The 15,348-nt window shown below is 66.1% G+C and carries 21 protein-coding genes and 1 pseudogene; 2 read left to right on the top strand and 20 right to left on the bottom strand.

Annotated features, from left to right (window positions below):
- Window positions 1–306 precede the first annotated feature (306 nt).
- The 9 genes from BR47_RS0112815 to BR47_RS0112775 all read right to left on the bottom strand — a co-directional run bounded on the left by BR47_RS0112815 (window position 307) and on the right by BR47_RS0112775 (window position 5,996).
- Window positions 307–1,056 carry a class I SAM-dependent methyltransferase gene (locus BR47_RS0112815; RefSeq protein WP_029119752.1) on the bottom strand — a complete coding sequence of 250 codons (750 nt, stop codon included), beginning with the start codon at window positions 1,054–1,056 and terminating at the stop codon, window positions 307–309.
- 84 nt (window positions 1,057–1,140) lie between these two features.
- Complete coding sequence (locus tag BR47_RS0112810) at window positions 1,141–1,326, bottom strand: type Z 30S ribosomal protein S14 (protein WP_005197641.1); 186 nt, start codon at window positions 1,324–1,326, stop codon at window positions 1,141–1,143.
- Window positions 1,327–1,328: 2 nt separating this feature from the next.
- Window positions 1,329–1,892, bottom strand: a complete 564-nt coding sequence (gene rplE, locus BR47_RS0112805) for a 50S ribosomal protein L5 (protein WP_020101422.1) — start codon at window positions 1,890–1,892, stop codon at window positions 1,329–1,331.
- 1 nt (window position 1,893) lies between these two features.
- Entirely contained in the window at window positions 1,894–2,211 is a 318-nt protein-coding gene (gene rplX / locus BR47_RS0112800) for a 50S ribosomal protein L24 (protein WP_020101421.1), read from the bottom strand.
- On the bottom strand, window positions 2,211–2,579 hold the full coding sequence (gene rplN, locus BR47_RS0112795; protein WP_020101420.1) for a 50S ribosomal protein L14: 369 nt from the start codon (window positions 2,577–2,579) through the stop codon (window positions 2,211–2,213). The genes rplX and rplN overlap by 1 nt, the downstream gene beginning before the upstream one ends.
- Before the next feature lie 228 nt (window positions 2,580–2,807).
- Window positions 2,808–3,893 carry a GGDEF domain-containing protein gene (locus BR47_RS0112790; protein WP_081831282.1) on the bottom strand — a complete coding sequence of 362 codons (1,086 nt, stop codon included), beginning with the start codon at window positions 3,891–3,893 and terminating at the stop codon, window positions 2,808–2,810.
- Window positions 3,894–4,038: 145 nt separating this feature from the next.
- A complete protein-coding gene (locus BR47_RS0112785) occupies window positions 4,039–5,175 on the bottom strand; it encodes a YeiH family protein (protein WP_029119750.1) in 1,137 nt (378 codons plus the stop codon).
- Window positions 5,176–5,179: 4 nt separating this feature from the next.
- Window positions 5,180–5,305, bottom strand: coding sequence for a hypothetical protein (locus BR47_RS34015; RefSeq protein WP_020101418.1), 126 nt, complete (start codon window positions 5,303–5,305; stop codon window positions 5,180–5,182).
- Between the two features lie 88 nt (window positions 5,306–5,393).
- A complete protein-coding gene (locus tag BR47_RS0112775; protein ID WP_051634786.1) occupies window positions 5,394–5,996 on the bottom strand; it encodes a TetR/AcrR family transcriptional regulator in 603 nt (200 codons plus the stop codon).
- A gap of 96 nt (window positions 5,997–6,092) precedes the next feature.
- Between BR47_RS0112775 and BR47_RS0112770 the strand changes: the two genes are divergently transcribed.
- Window positions 6,093–6,746, top strand: a complete 654-nt coding sequence (locus BR47_RS0112770) for an FMN-dependent NADH-azoreductase (RefSeq protein WP_029119748.1) — start codon at window positions 6,093–6,095, stop codon at window positions 6,744–6,746.
- On the top strand, window positions 6,743–7,063 hold the full coding sequence (locus tag BR47_RS0112765; protein ID WP_029119747.1) for a DMT family transporter: 321 nt from the start codon (window positions 6,743–6,745) through the stop codon (window positions 7,061–7,063). Before BR47_RS0112770 ends, BR47_RS0112765 begins: the two co-directional genes overlap by 4 nt.
- Window positions 7,064–7,071: 8 nt before the next feature.
- Here the strand turns inward: BR47_RS0112765 and BR47_RS33755 are convergent, their stop codons facing one another.
- The 11 genes and pseudogenes from BR47_RS33755 to rpsS form a co-directional block, all read right to left on the bottom strand.
- Complete coding sequence (locus BR47_RS33755; protein ID WP_231506702.1) at window positions 7,072–7,797, bottom strand: hypothetical protein; 726 nt, start codon at window positions 7,795–7,797, stop codon at window positions 7,072–7,074.
- Between the two features lie 9 nt (window positions 7,798–7,806).
- Window positions 7,807–10,158 carry an arylsulfatase gene (locus BR47_RS0112755; protein ID WP_029119745.1) on the bottom strand — a complete coding sequence of 784 codons (2,352 nt, stop codon included), beginning with the start codon at window positions 10,156–10,158 and terminating at the stop codon, window positions 7,807–7,809.
- A 107-nt stretch (window positions 10,159–10,265) separates the two neighbouring features.
- Entirely contained in the window at window positions 10,266–10,949 is a 684-nt protein-coding gene (locus tag BR47_RS30405; RefSeq protein WP_051634772.1) for an anti-sigma factor, read from the bottom strand.
- Window positions 10,946–11,509, bottom strand: coding sequence for an ECF RNA polymerase sigma factor SigK (sigK, locus tag BR47_RS0112745; RefSeq protein WP_029119744.1), 564 nt, complete (start codon window positions 11,507–11,509; stop codon window positions 10,946–10,948). The genes BR47_RS30405 and sigK overlap by 4 nt, the downstream gene beginning before the upstream one ends.
- Window positions 11,510–11,542: 33 nt before the next feature.
- Window positions 11,543–12,712 (bottom strand): annotated as a pseudogene (locus BR47_RS30400) (cytochrome c biogenesis protein/redoxin); the annotation flags it as partial.
- A gap of 115 nt (window positions 12,713–12,827) precedes the next feature.
- On the bottom strand, window positions 12,828–13,124 hold the full coding sequence (gene rpsQ / locus BR47_RS0112735) for a 30S ribosomal protein S17 (protein WP_020101408.1): 297 nt from the start codon (window positions 13,122–13,124) through the stop codon (window positions 12,828–12,830).
- 2 nt (window positions 13,125–13,126) lie between these two features.
- Window positions 13,127–13,357, bottom strand: a complete 231-nt coding sequence (gene rpmC / locus BR47_RS0112730) for a 50S ribosomal protein L29 (RefSeq protein ID WP_020101407.1) — start codon at window positions 13,355–13,357, stop codon at window positions 13,127–13,129.
- The gene (rplP, locus tag BR47_RS0112725; RefSeq protein WP_020101406.1) at window positions 13,357–13,773 is read right to left on the bottom strand and encodes a 50S ribosomal protein L16; all 417 of its coding nucleotides are present in this window, start codon (window positions 13,771–13,773) and stop codon (window positions 13,357–13,359) included. Before rplP ends, rpmC begins: the two co-directional genes overlap by 1 nt.
- A gap of 2 nt (window positions 13,774–13,775) precedes the next feature.
- Window positions 13,776–14,591, bottom strand: coding sequence for a 30S ribosomal protein S3 (rpsC, locus tag BR47_RS0112720; RefSeq protein ID WP_020101405.1), 816 nt, complete (start codon window positions 14,589–14,591; stop codon window positions 13,776–13,778).
- The gene (rplV, locus tag BR47_RS0112715) at window positions 14,591–15,064 is read right to left on the bottom strand and encodes a 50S ribosomal protein L22 (protein ID WP_020101404.1); all 474 of its coding nucleotides are present in this window, start codon (window positions 15,062–15,064) and stop codon (window positions 14,591–14,593) included. Before rplV ends, rpsC begins: the two co-directional genes overlap by 1 nt.
- Entirely contained in the window at window positions 15,064–15,345 is a 282-nt protein-coding gene (rpsS, locus tag BR47_RS0112710) for a 30S ribosomal protein S19 (protein WP_020101403.1), read from the bottom strand. Before rpsS ends, rplV begins: the two co-directional genes overlap by 1 nt.
- Window positions 15,346–15,348 lie beyond the last annotated feature (3 nt).

The following is a 15,348-nucleotide window of genomic DNA, read 5'->3' as shown; positions in this document are numbered from 1 at the left end:
TTCCCATGCATCACGCCCGTGTCGGTCCCACCTTGCGGTGGCTCGGCACGTCACATCGTGGGCCTGCTACGAAGTGTTTTCCCGTATCTGACCGAGGTCGGTCAGGGGTCGTGCATCAGTAGTGCAATCCAGTTTCAGAAGGCACGTACCGATCGGCCATTGGACGAAGACGCCCATGGCAACCTGCCCAGTGTAGACAATGCGCAGCTCAGGGCCAAATCCGTGCGGATTTCCGCCGAGCGTGGGGGTTGGCGCGGTTTTCCGGCCGGATTTCCGCGTAATCCCCCACTCTCGAAGCAGTACAAATCACCGCCGTGCCTCGATGAGATGCCGGGTCGAGTGGGCGACGAACGGCGTGCCGTCGCGCATCCGGCGGTCGAGCTCGACGAGTTGTTCCCGGTACCGCTCCACCGAGAAACCGGGCACCCACCAGGGACATTTACGCAGAATCCAGACGACGGCGCCGACGTCGTAGAACTCCATCCGGCAGCGCGCTTCGCGCAGGTCAGTGACGACGAGGCCTGCCTGTGCGGCGGCATCCGCCTCGTCTTGCGGGTCCCGCTGCCTGCGCTCGTCGGGAAGCGGGCCGAGAAAGTACTCGATGAGTTCGAACGCCGAGGCCGGGCCGACGTGCTGCGCGAAGTAGTGGCCGCCGGGGTGCAGCACCCGGGCGATCTCCGACCAGTTGGGGGCGACGGGATGACGCGACGTGACGAGGTCGAAGGTGCCGTCGCCGAAGGGCAGCCGCCCGGTTCCCGCGGTCTCGACGACCTGAACGCCGCGCGGCTTCAGCCGCTCGCGTGCGGCACGTGCATTCGGCGGCCAGGACTCGGTGACGACCAGGCGCGGCGGCAGCACGCGCATCTCGTCGATGACCTCACCGCCGCCGGTGTCGAGATCCAGTGCTGCACGGCCACTCTCGAACCGCCGCGCCAGCAGTTGCACGTAGCTCCACGGTGGCCGTTCCTCCACCGCGCGCCCGGCAAGCCAGCCGAAACCCCACCCGGTCACGTCGGCTGTCTCGGCTTCGTGCAGCAGGTCGTCAAAGCTCCGCATGTCGATCACCCCGGGCAGAACGCAAAAGCCGCCCCGGTCACGAGGACCGGGGCGGCTTTCTACAGCGTCATGAGACGGGCAGAGTCACCAGCTGGACTTCTGCACGCCGGGCAGCTCGCCGGCGTGGGCCATCTCCCGCAGGCAGATTCGGCACAGGCCGAACTTGCGGAACACCGAGTGCGGGCGACCGCACTTGTTGCAGCGGGTGTAGCCACGCACCGCGAACTTCGGCTTCTTGTTGGCCTTGTTGACCAGAGCCTTCTTTGCCATTGTCAGTTCTCCTTGAACGGGAAGCCCAGGGCCCGCAGCAACGCACGGCCTTCGTCGTCAGTGGTGGCCGAGGTGACGACCGTGATGTCCATGCCGCGGGGGCGGTCGATCGAGTCGACGTCGATCTCGTGGAACATCGACTGCTCGTTGAGGCCGAAGGTGTAGTTGCCGCTGCCGTCGAACTGCTTGGCCGACAGGCCGCGGAAGTCGCGGATACGGGGCAGCGCGATGGAGATCAGGCGGTCCAGGAATTCCCACATGCGGTCGCCACGCAGGGTGACGCGGCAGCCGATCGGCATGCCCTCACGCAGCTTGAACTGCGCAATGGACTTGCGGGCCTTGCGGATTTCCGGCTTCTGACCGGTGATCAGCGTCAGGTCGTTGACCGCGCCGTTGATCAGCTTGGCGTCGCGGGCGGCGTCACCGACACCCATGTTGACGACAACCTTGACCACGCCGGGGATCTGCATGACGTTGGCGTAGTTGAATTCGTTGTTGAGCGCGTCGCGGATCTCTTCGCGGTAACGCGTCTTCAGCCGGGGCTGAGTGTTTTCCACAGTGGTCATCTCAGATGTCCTTGCCATTGCGCTTGGAGATACGGACCTTCTTGCCGCTCTCCTCATCGACGCGGTAGCCGATGCGGGTCGCGTTACCGTCGGAGTCGACCACCATCACGTTCGAAACGTGGATCGGCGCCTCCTGGGTGACGATGCCACCCGACGATGCACCACGCTCGTTCTGAGACTGCGCGGTGTGCTTCTTGATCCGGTTGACGCCCTCAACGAGCACCTTGTTGCGGGTCGGGTAGGCCTCGATGACCTTGCCCTTGGCACCCTTGTCCTTGCCGGCGATGACCAGCACGGTGTCGCCCTTGTGCACCTTCATCACAAAACCTCCGGGGCCAGCGAGACGATCTTCATGAACTTCTTCTCGCGCAGTTCGCGACCGACCGGCCCGAAGATGCGGGTACCGCGGGGGTCATTGTCGTTCTTGATGATGACGGCGGCGTTCTCGTCGAACTTGATGTAGCTGCCGTCCGGCCGGCGGCGCTCCTTGACGGTGCGCACGACGACGGCCTTGACCACGTCACCACGCTTGACGTTGCCGCCCGGGATGGCGTCCTTGACGGTCGCCACGATGATGTCGCCGATGCCGGCGTAGCGCCGCGACGAGCCACCGAGCACGCGGATGCAAAGGATTTCCTTTGCGCCCGTGTTGTCGGCGACCTTGAGTCGCGATTCCTGCTGAATCACTCGATCTCCTGACCTGGGGTTTGTATGCACGCCAGATACCGACCTGGACGTGCGCGGTCTTGTTGTCCAAGGGCACTCGGGGTCACGGTGATGAGCGCTTGCGCGAAGAACATCACACCGAAGTGACCCAGGTCTGCCCTGGGCAACCCTTACATAGTAGGCGAGCAGACATAACGAGCCAAATCGCTCTTCGCGGGCGTCAAACTACGCACAACACGGGTCGGCGCGTCACACCCTTCTGACCCTAACAATGTTGCGGTTGCGGCCTTTCTCCTTCGCCTCATAGAGCGCCTCGTCGCACTCCCTCAGCAGCATCGCCGGAGTCAGGTCGTCACACGAGTAGAAGGTCACGCAACCACAACTGACGGTGACCTGCCCGTACGGCGACAACTCATGCGGGATGGCCAGGTCGAACAGTGCCTCGTGAAGTCGGTCGAGGATCGGGCCGGGTTCGGCACCGTCGGCCAAGACGAACGCAAACTCCTCGCCACCGTATCGAACCACCGTGTCAATTCGCCGCACAGACGACCGGAGCACCGTGGCGATCTTGCACAGCGCGGCATCTCCCTCCACGTGCCCGTAGCGGTCGTTGAACTCTTTGAACAGGTCGACATCGATCATGCCGATCGTCACCGGGTGTTGAGTCCTGTTGGCGTCGAGGCAGATGCGCTCGAGTTCCTGGTTCAACACCCGCCGATTGGCGATGCCGGTGAGCGGGTCTTGCAGGATCTGCCGCGCCAGCCCGGCCTGCGCTTCCCGGAGCGCTTCATTCGCGTGTCGCAACGCCATTTCGTCGCGCCGGGAATCGGTCACGTCCACGATGAAACCGATTGCCCGGCTGGCGACTTCGCGTGAGTCCGTGATCAGGCAGGCAGTCGAGCGCACCCAGCGGATCTCACCGTCTGGACGGATGATCCGGTACTCGATGGAGTAGTCCTGCCCCAACTCGACGAGTTCGGCGGCTGTGTGCGCCACCTCTGTCGCCCGGTCGACATCGTCCGGGTGGATGAACGGGCGAAAGTCTGTGACAGATCGGACGGGGTCGGCAGGATCGCGCCCCACGATGCGGTACCAGGTCTCGTCGCAGTAGAGCGCGTCACGTGCGATGTCGTAGTCCCATATCCCCAGTCCGCCGACACGAGCGGCCAGCGCCAGTCGCTCCTCGCTCTGCCGCAGGGTTTCGCGTTCACTTACGTCGATTCGTGGTGGACGGTTGTCCGGCCGTAGCCCGACCAACCGTCCTCCCACAGCGCCCCGTACCACCCCTGCAATCGCGCTTCGGATATCCCCCACCGAAGTCCAATTGTTTGCCATTCTTGCCAACCCCCGTCAGACAGGGGCAAGAATAGCCAGTCAATAGCGGTTCAAACTAGGCTCATCAGAGCCTTTCAGGAAATTCGCAGCTCCAAATATATTTGCTGAAACTCAGTCAGCGGGTTTGACACCCTTAATGCACTCCTCAGCCCCCGATGCCCCAACCCAGAACTCGCGACGTCAGCAGCACCAGCGCAAGTGACACCGTCGCCACCACGACCAGGCCGATCACCGCGACGACGAGCGGGCGCCAGCCGGTGCGTGCGATCTGCCGGAAGTCGGTGGACAGCCCGACCCCCGCGAAGGTCAGCAGGAAGGCCCACTTGGACACCGCGGCCAGGTTCGCGATCTGTCCCTTGCTCAACAGCCCGGCGGTGACGACGGCCGAGACCGCCAGGAAGCCGAGGACGAACTTCGGGAACTTCTGCCACACGAACGCGGCCTTGGCGCGCACGCCGGAGGCGACGGCGTCGGCCTCTCCCTTGGCAGCCCAGTAGATGGCGAAGCCGAGGACGACAAAGCCGATCAGCGCGTTGCGCACCGACTTCACCAGGACTGCGGTCTTGCCGGCCTCGTCGGAGAAGAGGTAGCCGGTGGCCGTGGTCTCGGCGGTGTTGTCGACGGCGAGGCCGGCCCACAACCCGAACTCGTGGTCGGTGAGCCCGATGGCGTGCCCCAGGGGCGGCAGCACGAACAGCGCGACGGCACCGAGCGCCAGGATGGACGCGATCGCGTAGCTGACATCGGAGTTGCGGGCCCGGATGGCGCCCTTGGCCGCGATGATCGCCGAGACCCCGCAGATCGATGTGCCGATGGCCAGCAGCGAGCCGAGCTTGCCGGACAGGCCGAACCAGCGGGCCGCGGCGATGATGATGGCGCCGGCGACGGTCATGTCGATCAGGATCTGCACCAGACTGGTGGCGCCGAGCTTGAGGACGTCACCGAGGACGAACCGCGCGCCCAACAGGACGATGCCGATCTTGAGCCAGAATTCGTAGGTGGCGACGCCCGGACGGAAAATCCGGTGCAGACCAACGGTATTGGTGATGATCAACCCGAAAACGATAGCCCACAACACGTATTCGATGTCGGGCACGTGCCAGTGCTGGTGCTTGGCCAGCGCCAGCCAACCGATCTGGGCGTACTTGCCCGCCAGACCCACTACCACCAGGAGCAGTAGGCCCGGGATGTAGTCGAGGAACCGCCGGGCGCCCGTGGATTCGGTGTCGGACTCGGCTACCGGCTCGACCTGGTCGGCCGCTCCCGCTGTCTCTACACTCATCGCGTCACCAGCCGATCTTCGGCAGCACGCCGGCCACCGCGAGCGCGGTCACCGCGAGGCCCAAAATCGTTGCCCACCAATCAGTTCCGACGCGGCTCACCCAGCTCTGCGTCACCTCGGTCTCAGTCATCACGCCTCTCCCGTCACCCGATGTGGGCTCATCGTTGCGGGTGCCGCGCCGACTGCACAGGGATCTGCTCGCGCTGACCAGAAGGAGGTCAGCCGAGAAGCGCGTGCGCCAGCCGCGTCAGCGCGCCGCTGATCTGCGCGACGGACAGGCCGCGTTCGCGTTGGTGGAGGAAGTTCTCGGCGGCCAACGGCGCCAACAGAATGTCCACGAGCGGGTCCGGCTCGGCCACGTCGGCCTGCACCAGCAGGGCGCGCACGTGCGCGGCCCAGAAACCGTAGGCCCCGGTGCGGTAGCGGGCGCCGCCGATCTCGGCGCCGAGCGCGAGATCCACATGCCGGTCGAGGAGGTCGACCATGGCGGTATAGAACGCCGAAAGTCGTTCTGCCGGCGCGGCTCCCGGCCCGAGCGGGGGCGCTCCGGAGATCAATTGGCGCTGCAGGGCGCGCTCATGTTCGTCGAGCAGCGCGACGGCGATGGCGGCGGTATTGGGGTAGCGCCGATACAGCGTGCCGCGTCCGACGCCGGCCGCCGTGGCGATGTGCTCCATGGTGACGCTGCGCGGATCACGATCGGCGAAGACCTCCGCGGCCGCGGCCAGGATCCGGGCACGGTTGCGCGCGGCGTCGGCCCGCTCGGTGCCGCCGCCCTCAGTGCCTGCGTCGTCGCCGAGCAGGTCCTGACCGATGTCCACCACCGCACAATAGCCCACTCCAGGAATAAGTGGACACAACGTCCGGTTAGTTGCATCATCAATCCGGACACAGTGTCCACTTTTGAGAGGATGGCCATGACCACGTTGCTTCACCTGGATGCCAGCGCCCGGAACCCGTCGATCAGCAGGCAGCTCAGCGCCGAGTTCGCGCAGGCCTGGCGTACGGCAGCGCCCGACGGCACCTACCGCTACCGCGACGTGGCGGCCGATCCGGTGCCGTTCATCGACGCCGGCTGGACCGAAATCTGCGATGCGGCACTGGCCGCCGCCGTCACCGACCTCGACGAGCTCGCGGGCCTGGCACGCACTCCCGCCCAAACCGCGGCCTGGGCCATCGTCGAACCGCTGCTGGCCGAATTGCGCTCGGCCGACGTCGTGCTGATCGGCACGCCGATGTACAACTACTCGATTCCGGCCGCTCTGAAGGCCTGGCTGGACCAGGTGACGTTTCCACGAATGTCGTTGGCACCCCGACGGTTCGTGGTCGCCACCGCACGAGGTGGCGCCTACTCGCCGGGCTCACCCAAGGCGGCCTTCGACTATCAGGAGAGGTTCCTGCGCGACTTCTTCGCCGGGCATTTCGCCGTCACCGACACCGTGTTCATCAACGCCGAACTGGCCAACTCCCGAGTGGATCCCGCGCTCGCCCAGTTCCGGACCGGGCACGACGCGTCCCTGACGGCCGCCCTGAACACGGCGCGCGCGTTGGCCACGGAGTATGCGAAATGAATTGGCTCATCCTCGCTTTGGCCGGCGGTGTGGAGATCGCCTGGTCCCAGAGCATCAAACCGACCGACGGGTTCACCCGCCTACTGCCGACGGTCGTCTGCGTACTGGTCGGTGCCTTGTCGGTGTACCTGCTGTCGCTGGCGATGCGGACCTTGCCGGTCGGCACCGCCTATGCGGTATTCACCGGCATCGGCGCCGTCGGGGCCATCGCCATCGGGGTGCTGGTCCACAAGGACCCACTCAGCATCGGCCGCGCGGTGGCGTTGTCGATGATCGTCGGCGGAATCGTGTTGGCCCGCTTGACCAATCCCGAATGACGACCCGGCTAACCCAGCCGAATACCGAAGTCCCCCAGCAGGACCGGCTTGGCCGCGTCGAGCCCCTTTGAACCGGCGGGTCCCTGCAACTGCAGCGCGATGAGGTAGTCCCCGCTGTTGGTCCACACGTGCACGATGCGGTCCACGTAGTCGCTGCCACCGCCGGGCTTGTCAGCGAGGACGCCCATCAGCTTCTGCCCGCTGTAACCGCACAATTCGTCGGGCAGGATGCTGACGCTGTTGAACTCGTGGCCCGCGGTGCGCGCATCGGCGTACTGCTGGAACGCGGCCCCGGCATCGAGGGGTGTCGGACTGATTTTCACGGTGCCGGTCAGGCCGTCGGGTCCGGTCAAGTTCAGCGCGACGTCACCGGAACCCGCTGCCCCCTGGCTGAATCCGTCGGGCACCGCAATGACGACGGTCGGCGCGCCGGGGGCTCCGGTGGTCGCGGTCATTGTCTGCGCCGGCGGGCTCGGCGGGTCGCAGACCTGCTCGCCCGCCGAGACCGGACGTTTGGTGGTTTCGACCACTCCGTACACCGGCAGGTCGGGCATCTTCGACCCCGACGCCGCAGTCGAGGACGTCGCGGACGTCGCCGGCGAACTGGTGGCACTGGTCATGGTGCTGCCGGATTTGCTTGTACTGGTTGGCTTCTCGTCGTCCTTGCCGCCGCAGGCCGCCAGCAGCGCCACCGCCGACAGCACGGCGGCGCACCGCATGATCGTTCCGCTCATCGCAGTCCCCTAGTCCTTGCAGAACGCCTTGGCCAGCTCCTGTTCGACGTCAAGATACGGCGTACCGGAGATGTCGACGACGACTTTGGCGATGGTGCCCCCGACGAAGGGATACGGGGCCCGGTAGCGGTTCGACACCGGCTGGCCCGCGTTGCGCCCGACCGCGACGCCGCCACCGGCCAGCCCGAACGTGCCCGGGTGGGCGCGAACATCTGGACGGACGGCCACCACCGCGTCGTCGATCCGCAGTTCGACCGTGCCGAGCGGCGTGTGACTGCCCTCCACGGTGCCGGTGCGGTCATAGCGGACGCCGAAGACGTGCCGCCCCAAGGGCAATGGATCGAGCGCGGACACCCATTGTTCGTCCTCGCCCATGAAGTTGTAGACGTACTGCAGCCGGCCATCCTGCACGAACAGCACGTGCCCGCCGTGGCCGGCGCCCTGCTTGAAGAGCACCCCCTCGGCAGCGGCCGATTCGACGTCGACCTCCGCCAGCACGGAGAACGACTGGCCCCGAAGCTCGACGCCGGCGCCGATGCCCACCTCGGCGGTGCCCGGGTAATAGGTGAAGGTCTGCCGATCCCCCGCCAGGTAGGGACGGTCACGCAGCAGCGTCTCGAACACGTTGAGGTCGGCCAGCGGCAGGCCGTTGTACTTGGCCGCCTCGGCAAACCAGAGTTCTTGCATCTCAGCGAGTTTCGCCGGATTCTCCGCGGCGAGGTCGTGGCACTGACTGCGGTCGGACTCGATGTGGAACAACTCCCAGCGGTCCTTGTCGAAGTGCGACCATCCCGACGGCGTCGCGGCGTGCACCGTGTTGGCGAACCAGCCGTCGTGCCAGATGCCACGCGTGCCGAGCATCGCGTAGAACTGCGTCGTCTTGCCGGTGTCGGCCGCCGAGTCTGCCAGGGCCGCTTTGAAACTCACACCTTCCAGCGGCCGCTGCGGCACGCCGCGCACCTCGGTGGGCGGTTCGATGCCCAACAGCTCGTAGACCGTCGGGGTGATGTCGGCGACGTTGACGTAGTTGTCGCGTACCTCGCCGTGTGTGGCGATTCCATTGGGCCAGCTGATGATTGCGGTGTCGGCGATGCCGCCCTCATGCGAGGCGTAGCGCTTGAACAGCTTGTAGGGCGTGTTGAAGGCCATCGCCCAGCCGATCGGGTAATGGTTGTAGGTGTCCGGCGAACCCAGCGTGTCGAAGTACCGCATGCTCTCTTCGACGGTGTCGATGTAGCCGTTGAAGAACTTGTTCTCGTTGACCGAACCGTTCGGGCCGCCTTCGCCGCTGGCCCCGTTGTCGGAGATGACGACGATGAGGGTGTTGTCCAGCTGCCCGGATTCCTCCAGATAGTCGAGAATTCGCCCGATCTGGGCGTCGGTGTACGACAGGAACCCGGCGAACACCTCGGCCATGCGGGCGAACAGTCGCTTCTCCTCGTCGCTCAGCCCGTCCCAGGGCCGCACCGTGTCCTGCAGCGGCCACGGCTCCCCGTTCGGTCCCTTGACGTCCAGATACGGATTCATCGGCGAGAGCTCGGTGTCCGGAGGCACGATGCCGAGCCGCTTCTGGTTCTCCAGCACCAGGTCGCGGTAGGCCTCGTAACCCATGTCGAACGTCCCGGCGTACTTGTCGGCCCATTCTTTGAAGACATGGTGCGGCGCGTGCCCGGCCCCGGGGCAGACGTACGAGAACCAGGGCTTGTCCGGCGCGATGACCTTGGCGTCCCGGATGAACTCGATAGTCTTGTCCGCCAGGTCTTTTGACAGGTGGTAGCCCTCTTCGGGCGTGGCCGGCGGGGCGACGGGGTGGTTGTCGTATACCAGCTCCGGGTACCACTGGTCGGTCTCGCCGCCCATGAAGCCGTAGAAGCGTTCGAAACCGCGCGACAGCGGCCAATGCCGTTTGGTCGAGGCCAGGTTCGATTCCTCCAGCGGCGTCAGGTGCCATTTGCCGACGCAGTAGGTGTTCCAGCCCCGCTCGGCGAGCACCTCGGACAGCAGGGCGGTCTCAAAAGGTATGCGGCCGTGGCAGTTCGGGAACCCATCGGTGAACTCCTCGATGGTCGCCATACCCACCGAGGTGGCGTTACGCCCGGTGAGCAGCGAGGCCCGGGTCGGCGAACACAGCGCAGTGGTGTGGAACTGGGACAGCCGCACGCCGCGGTCGGCGATGCGGCGCATGGCCGGCATGTCGACGAGGCCGCCGAAGCAGTCCCAGGTGGCGATGCCGGTGTCGTCCCACACGAGGTAGAGCACGTTCGGTGCACCGGCCGGTGCGACCGGCGCCGCGTAGGGAGTCCAGTCGGGCTCCGAGTCGCGGATGTCGAGTTTTATCTTGCCCTGGAATTCAGTTGCCATGACGCCTCGTCCCGGTCAGTCTTCGCCGATCCCGGCGATCCGCCCGGAGATTACACCCGGGAGCTGAGCCGCGCCCTGGATATTGACGTTCGCGACGCGCACCTGCGCTACGGCAGCATTACCCGCCCCACCATGTCACCCGGCGGCGAGTCTCCGGTGCGGCCCACGGGTTCGACCGTCAGACCCAGCGCCGTGGCCCGCCCGATGTCCGAAACCATGACCGTGCGCGTGTCCCGGATCGGCGACCCCGTCTGCACCGGAACGCCGTCCTTCATCAGCCACACCCGGTAGGCCATGCCCGGCGGGGGCAGCGCAGCACCGTCGAACATCACCATGCCGTCACCGCGCGCCCGCGAGTACACGACGGTCGCGGTGCCACCGGAGCGCAGGGCGGTGGAGACCGTGCGAACGTCCGGCGCCGTCATCACCCTTTCGGCGACCGGCGGGGCGGGCGGCGGGCGCAACATCCAGCCCGCCGTGAACGCGCCGCCGACGGCAAGTACCGCGGCCGCCGCCAGAACCGCTTTGCGCCAACGATGTTCGCGGACCACTTGCCGATTGCCGCGCACGACCCGATCGCGCAGCGCCGCCGGTGGCGCCACAGCCGTGGCGTCCGACAGTGTCCCGAGAGTCTCCCGAGCCTCGGCCACCTGAGCCCGGAATGCCGCCACAACCGGCCCGGGCGCCGCTGCCAACTGCCGCTCTATGTCGGCGCGCTCCACGTCGGAGACAGCGTCGAGCGCGTACGGCACGGCCAGCTCCAGCAGTTCGAATTCCGACGGATCGCTCATGACTCCCCCAGACAATCACGGAGCTTGCGCAGCGCCTCGCGCATCCGCGATTTCACCGTGCCGAGACTCGTGGACAGCCGCTCGGAGACCTGCACATAGGTCAGGCCGCCGTAATAGGCCAACTCGATCGCCTCACGCTGTGCGCCGGTGAGCGTGCCGAGGCAGCCCACCACCCGGCGGCGATCGTCGCCCCGCACCGCCGCCTCGGCCACCACGTCCGATGATCGATCGAGATGCGTTGTGGCGTAGTCCCATTCACGCCGACTGCTCGCGACCTCCGCACGCACCCGATCGACCGCCCGGCGATGCGCCAACGTCATCAGCCAGGCCAGCGCCGAACCCTCGACAGGGTCATAGGCGGAAGCCGAGCGCCACACCTGCGCGTACACCTCCTGCGTCGTCTCCTCGCTGTAGCCGGGGTCCCGCAGGACCCGCAAGATCAGGCCGAAGACCCGGGCACAGGTCGCGTCGTAGAACGACGCGAACGCGTCGTCATCCCCGTAGGCGAGACGGTGCAACAAGGCACCGAGATCGGGGGCATGCTCAGACGATGCGGCCATCGTCGAGCAGCCTAACCGCACCCGTCAGCGCTTCGCCTGCGCCAGCAGCTCCCGGATCATGCCCTCGGTCACGTCGTAGTCGCCCTCACCGAACTTGAGGTGGCGGACCACGCCCGCAGCATCGATCAGGTAACTCGCCGGCCAATACTGGTTCTGGTAGTTGTGCCAGGTGTCATACGAGTTGTCCAGGGCCACCGGGTACGTGATGTGCAGGTCGGCAGCACCCTTGACGACGCCGGCACGGTCATGCTCGAACTGGTACTCCGGCGTGTGCACGCCGATCACGGTGAAACCCTGGTCCTTGTAGCGCTCATACCAACCGGTGACATGCTCGATCGCGCGCTGGCAGTTGATGCACGTATAGGTCCAGAAGTCGACAAGAACCACCTTGCCGCGCAAGGCTTTCAGGTCGAGCGGTGCATCGCCGGGAGTGTTGAACCAACTGTCGATGCCGACGATGTCCGGGGCCGTCCCGCAGTCCTGCAAGACGCTCGCACCCTCCGCACAATTCGACAAACCGACTCCCGACGGTGCGATGCGCGCCTGCAACGTCGCGGTGTAGTCAGGAATCTTCCGTTGCACCGTGGCGGGCAGATTCAGCGCCAACGCCACCGCGGCGACCAGCATGACCACGCCGGCCGCCACCCGGACCTGCCGCTGTCGCTGCTGAAATGCCTTGACCCGCTCGGCAACTCGTTGCCCGCCCACGGCGAAAAACAACAATGGCAGTGCGGTGCCCACTGCGAACGAGGCGGTCAGCGCGATGGTGTCCAGCCCGATGCGGCCGGTCGCCCCGGCCACCACGATCGCCGCCAGCACGGGTCCCGCGCACGGCGCGTAGAGCACACCCAAGGCCAGGCCGAGGCCGAAACCCTTACGGCCGCCGGCAATGTCGCGTTGCGGCAGACGCGCGAACGGCGCTTCGAGTAGGCGCTCGACGCGCGGGAAGATCAGGCCGACGCCGATGACCGTGAGCACCAGCAGGCCGACCCAGCGGATGATGTCGGGTGGCAGATCCAACTGCTGCAGCACGGCGGTCCCGACGAGGGTCACCGCGCTGAAACTCAGGACCAGTCCGGCGATCACCCGGTAGGGCCGGCGGCCGGCGCCGGAGAACAGGACCACGGGCAGGACCGGCAGGATGCACGGCGAGATACCGGTGATCAGTCCGCCGAGGAATCCGATGAGGACGAGTGTGTGCATGCCCCGTATTCGGAGCCGGCGCCGATCCGGATTGGGTGCGGCAGCAGAAATTTCCGCTCAATACAAAACTGCCCCTCTCCCGAAGGAGAGGGGCAGTTCCATGTCTGTCGAAAGCCTACTTGGCCTTCTCGAGCACCTCGACCAGACGCCAGCGCTTGGTGGCCGACAGCGGACGGGTCTCCATCAGCGAGACGCGGTCGCCGATACCGGCGTCGCCGTTCTCGTCGTGCGCCTTGACCTTGGTGGTGGTCCGGATGATCTTCCCGTAGAGCGGGTGGCTCTTGCGGGACTCCAGCTCGACCACGATGGTCTTTTCCATCTTGTCCGACACCACGTAGCCGATGGCGGTCTTGCGGCTACCGCGCTCGGTCTCGGTGGCCGGCGTGTGCTTGGGGCCTTTAGTTTCTGCCATGACTAATCCTTACCAACCGGCCCGGACGCCAGGCCCAACTCGCGTTCACGCAGGACCGTGTAGACCCGCGCGATCTCCTGCCGCACGGTGCGCAGCCGGCGGTTGTTCGACAGCTGACCGGTGGCCATCTGGAAGCGAAGGTTGAACAGCTCTTCCTTCGACTCGCGCAGACGCGTGGTCAGCTCTTCCTCGGTGAGCTCACGCAGTTCACCAGGCGTAACTCCAACTGCCATCAGAACTGCTCCTCTCGAGTCACGATGCGTGCCTTGATCGGCAGCTTGTGGATGGCGCGGGTGAGCGCCTCCCGGGCGATCTTCTCGTCGGGGTAGCTGAGCTCGAAGAGCACGCGACCCGGCTTGACGTTGGCGACCCACCACTCCGGCGAACCCTTACCGGAACCCATGCGGGTTTCGGCAGGCTTCTTGGTCAGCGGGCGGTCCGGGAAGATATTGATCCAGACCTTGCCACCACGCTTGATGTGCCGGTTGATGGCGATACGAGCGGACTCGATCTGCCGGTTGGTGATGTAGGCGTGGCCCAGGGCCTGGATGCCGTAGTCACCGAAGCTGACCGAGGTGCCGCCGCTGGCGATACCGCGCTGCTCAGGGTGGTGCTGCTTGCGGTGCTTGACCTTGCGGGGAATCAGCATGCTTAGCTCTCCGTTGCTTCCGTCGGCGCATCGCCGGCAGGGGTCTCAACGGCAACATCCACTGCGCGGCCGGCCTCGGTGCTGGTCGCCGTGGTGCCCGACGAACCGCTGCGACGCGGACGGGTACCGGACGGACGATCCCGACGGGGACGGTCGGCGGCGGGAGCGGCAGCGGCGAGCTCACGCTTGCCACCGACGATGTCGCCCTTGTAGATCCACACCTTCACGCCGATACGGCCGAATGTGGTCTTGGCCTCGTACAGGCCGTAATCGATGTCGGCGCGCAGCGTGTGAAGCGGCACGCGACCTTCGCGGTAGAACTCCGAGCGGCTCATCTCAGCACCGCCGAGGCGGCCCGAGCACTGCACCCGGATGCCCTTGACGTTCGGCTGACGCATGGCCGACTGGATGGCCTTGCGCATGGCACGACGGAACGCGACACGGTTGCTCAGCTGCTCGGCGACGCCCTGCGCCACCAGCTGCGCGACGCCCTCGGGGCTCTTGACCTCGAGGATGTTCAGCTGAACCTGCTTGCCGGTCAGCTTCTCCAGGTCGGCGCGGATGCGGTCGGCCTCGGTGCCACGGCGACCGATGACGATGCCCGGACGTGCGGTGTGGATGTCCACCCGGACGCGGTCACGCGTGCGCTCGATCTGCACGTCGGCGATGCCGGCGCGCTCCAGGCCGGTGGCCAGCAGCTTGCGGATGGCGACGTCTTCCTTGACGTAGTCCGCGTACTGCTTGTCGGCGTACCAACGGGACTTCCATTCGGTGGTGATACCGAGGCGGAAGCCGTGCGGGTTGATTTTCTGGCCCACTACTCCGAGCCTCCCTTCGTCTCGGTCTTGGCAGCGGCGGCCTTGCTGCCCTGCGCACGACGAGCGCGCGCGGCACCGGCCGTGGCTGATGCGGAGCCCTTGCCGCGCCCTTCCTTGGCGGGACGGCTCTCGACCACCACGGTGATGTGGCTGGTGCGCTTGCGGATTCGGTACGCACGCCCCTGGGCGCGCGGCCGGATGCGCTTGGCAGTCGGGCCCTCGTCGGCGAAGACCGTGGCGACCACGAGGGTCGTCGGGTCCAGGCCCTCGTTGTTCTGTGCGTTGGCAGCAGCGCTGGCGATCACCTTGGCGACCGGCTCGCTGGCAGCCTGCGGTGCCCACCGCAGGATGTCGAGCGCCTCTTCGACGCTCTTGCCACGGACCAGGTCGATGACCCGGCGGGCCTTGCTCGCCGACACACGCACGAAGCGCGCCTTGGCGCTCGCGGACGGGTATTCAGTAACGGTAGTCATTAGCGGCGCTTGCTCTTCCGGTCGTCCTTGATGTGACCCTTGAAGGTCCGCGTCGGGGCGAACTCGCCGAGCTTGTGCCCAACCATCGCTTCGCTGACGAACACCGGCACGTGCTTGCGACCGTCGTGGACGGCGAAGGTGTGACCGATGAAGTCGGGGATGATGGTCGACCGACGGGACCAGGTCTTGATGACCTGCTTGGTGTTCTTCTCGTTCTGTGCGTCGACCTTCTTCAACAGATGGTCGTCGACGAACGGACCCTTTTTGAGGCTACGAGGCATCGT

The organism is Mycobacterium sp. UNC410CL29Cvi84, from assembly GCF_000686745.1.
Lineage (GTDB): Bacteria > Actinomycetota > Actinomycetes > Mycobacteriales > Mycobacteriaceae > Mycobacterium > Mycobacterium mucogenicum_B.
The sequence above is the reverse complement of the archived record's forward strand: the minus strand, read 5'-3'. Positions and strand labels throughout refer to the sequence as shown.

What these genes read in the sequence shown, in the direction of transcription:
- BR47_RS0112770 (WP_029119748.1), top strand. Translation starts at nt 6,093, where the DNA reads ATGACCACGTTGCTTCACCTGGATGCCAGCGCCCGGAACCCGTCGATC.
- BR47_RS0112790 (WP_081831282.1), bottom strand. Translation starts at nt 3,893, where the DNA reads ATGGCAAACAATTGGACTTCGGTGGGGGATATCCGAAGCGCGATTGCA.
- BR47_RS0112755 (WP_029119745.1), bottom strand. Translation starts at nt 10,158, where the DNA reads ATGGCAACTGAATTCCAGGGCAAGATAAAACTCGACATCCGCGACTCG.
- rpsS (WP_020101403.1), bottom strand. Translation starts at nt 15,345, where the DNA reads ATGCCTCGTAGCCTCAAAAAGGGTCCGTTCGTCGACGACCATCTGTTG.
- sigK (WP_029119744.1), bottom strand. Translation starts at nt 11,509, where the DNA reads ATGGCCGCATCGTCTGAGCATGCCCCCGATCTCGGTGCCTTGTTGCAC.
- rplP (WP_020101406.1), bottom strand. Translation starts at nt 13,773, where the DNA reads ATGCTGATTCCCCGCAAGGTCAAGCACCGCAAGCAGCACCACCCTGAG.
- BR47_RS0112810 (WP_005197641.1), bottom strand. Translation starts at nt 1,326, where the DNA reads ATGGCAAAGAAGGCTCTGGTCAACAAGGCCAACAAGAAGCCGAAGTTC.
- BR47_RS34015 (WP_020101418.1), bottom strand. Translation starts at nt 5,305, where the DNA reads ATGACTGAGACCGAGGTGACGCAGAGCTGGGTGAGCCGCGTCGGAACT.
- rpsQ (WP_020101408.1), bottom strand. Translation starts at nt 13,124, where the DNA reads ATGGCAGAAACTAAAGGCCCCAAGCACACGCCGGCCACCGAGACCGAG.
- rpmC (WP_020101407.1), bottom strand. Translation starts at nt 13,357, where the DNA reads ATGGCAGTTGGAGTTACGCCTGGTGAACTGCGTGAGCTCACCGAGGAA.
- BR47_RS0112815 (WP_029119752.1), bottom strand. Translation starts at nt 1,056, where the DNA reads ATGCGGAGCTTTGACGACCTGCTGCACGAAGCCGAGACAGCCGACGTG.
- rplV (WP_020101404.1), bottom strand. Translation starts at nt 15,064, where the DNA reads ATGACTACCGTTACTGAATACCCGTCCGCGAGCGCCAAGGCGCGCTTC.
- rplE (WP_020101422.1), bottom strand. Translation starts at nt 1,892, where the DNA reads ATGACCACTGTGGAAAACACTCAGCCCCGGCTGAAGACGCGTTACCGC.
- BR47_RS0112765 (WP_029119747.1), top strand. Translation starts at nt 6,743, where the DNA reads ATGAATTGGCTCATCCTCGCTTTGGCCGGCGGTGTGGAGATCGCCTGG.
- rplX (WP_020101421.1), bottom strand. Translation starts at nt 2,211, where the DNA reads ATGAAGGTGCACAAGGGCGACACCGTGCTGGTCATCGCCGGCAAGGAC.
- BR47_RS30405 (WP_051634772.1), bottom strand. Translation starts at nt 10,949, where the DNA reads ATGAGCGATCCGTCGGAATTCGAACTGCTGGAGCTGGCCGTGCCGTAC.
- BR47_RS0112785 (WP_029119750.1), bottom strand. Translation starts at nt 5,175, where the DNA reads ATGAGTGTAGAGACAGCGGGAGCGGCCGACCAGGTCGAGCCGGTAGCC.
- BR47_RS33755 (WP_231506702.1), bottom strand. Translation starts at nt 7,797, where the DNA reads ATGAGCGGAACGATCATGCGGTGCGCCGCCGTGCTGTCGGCGGTGGCG.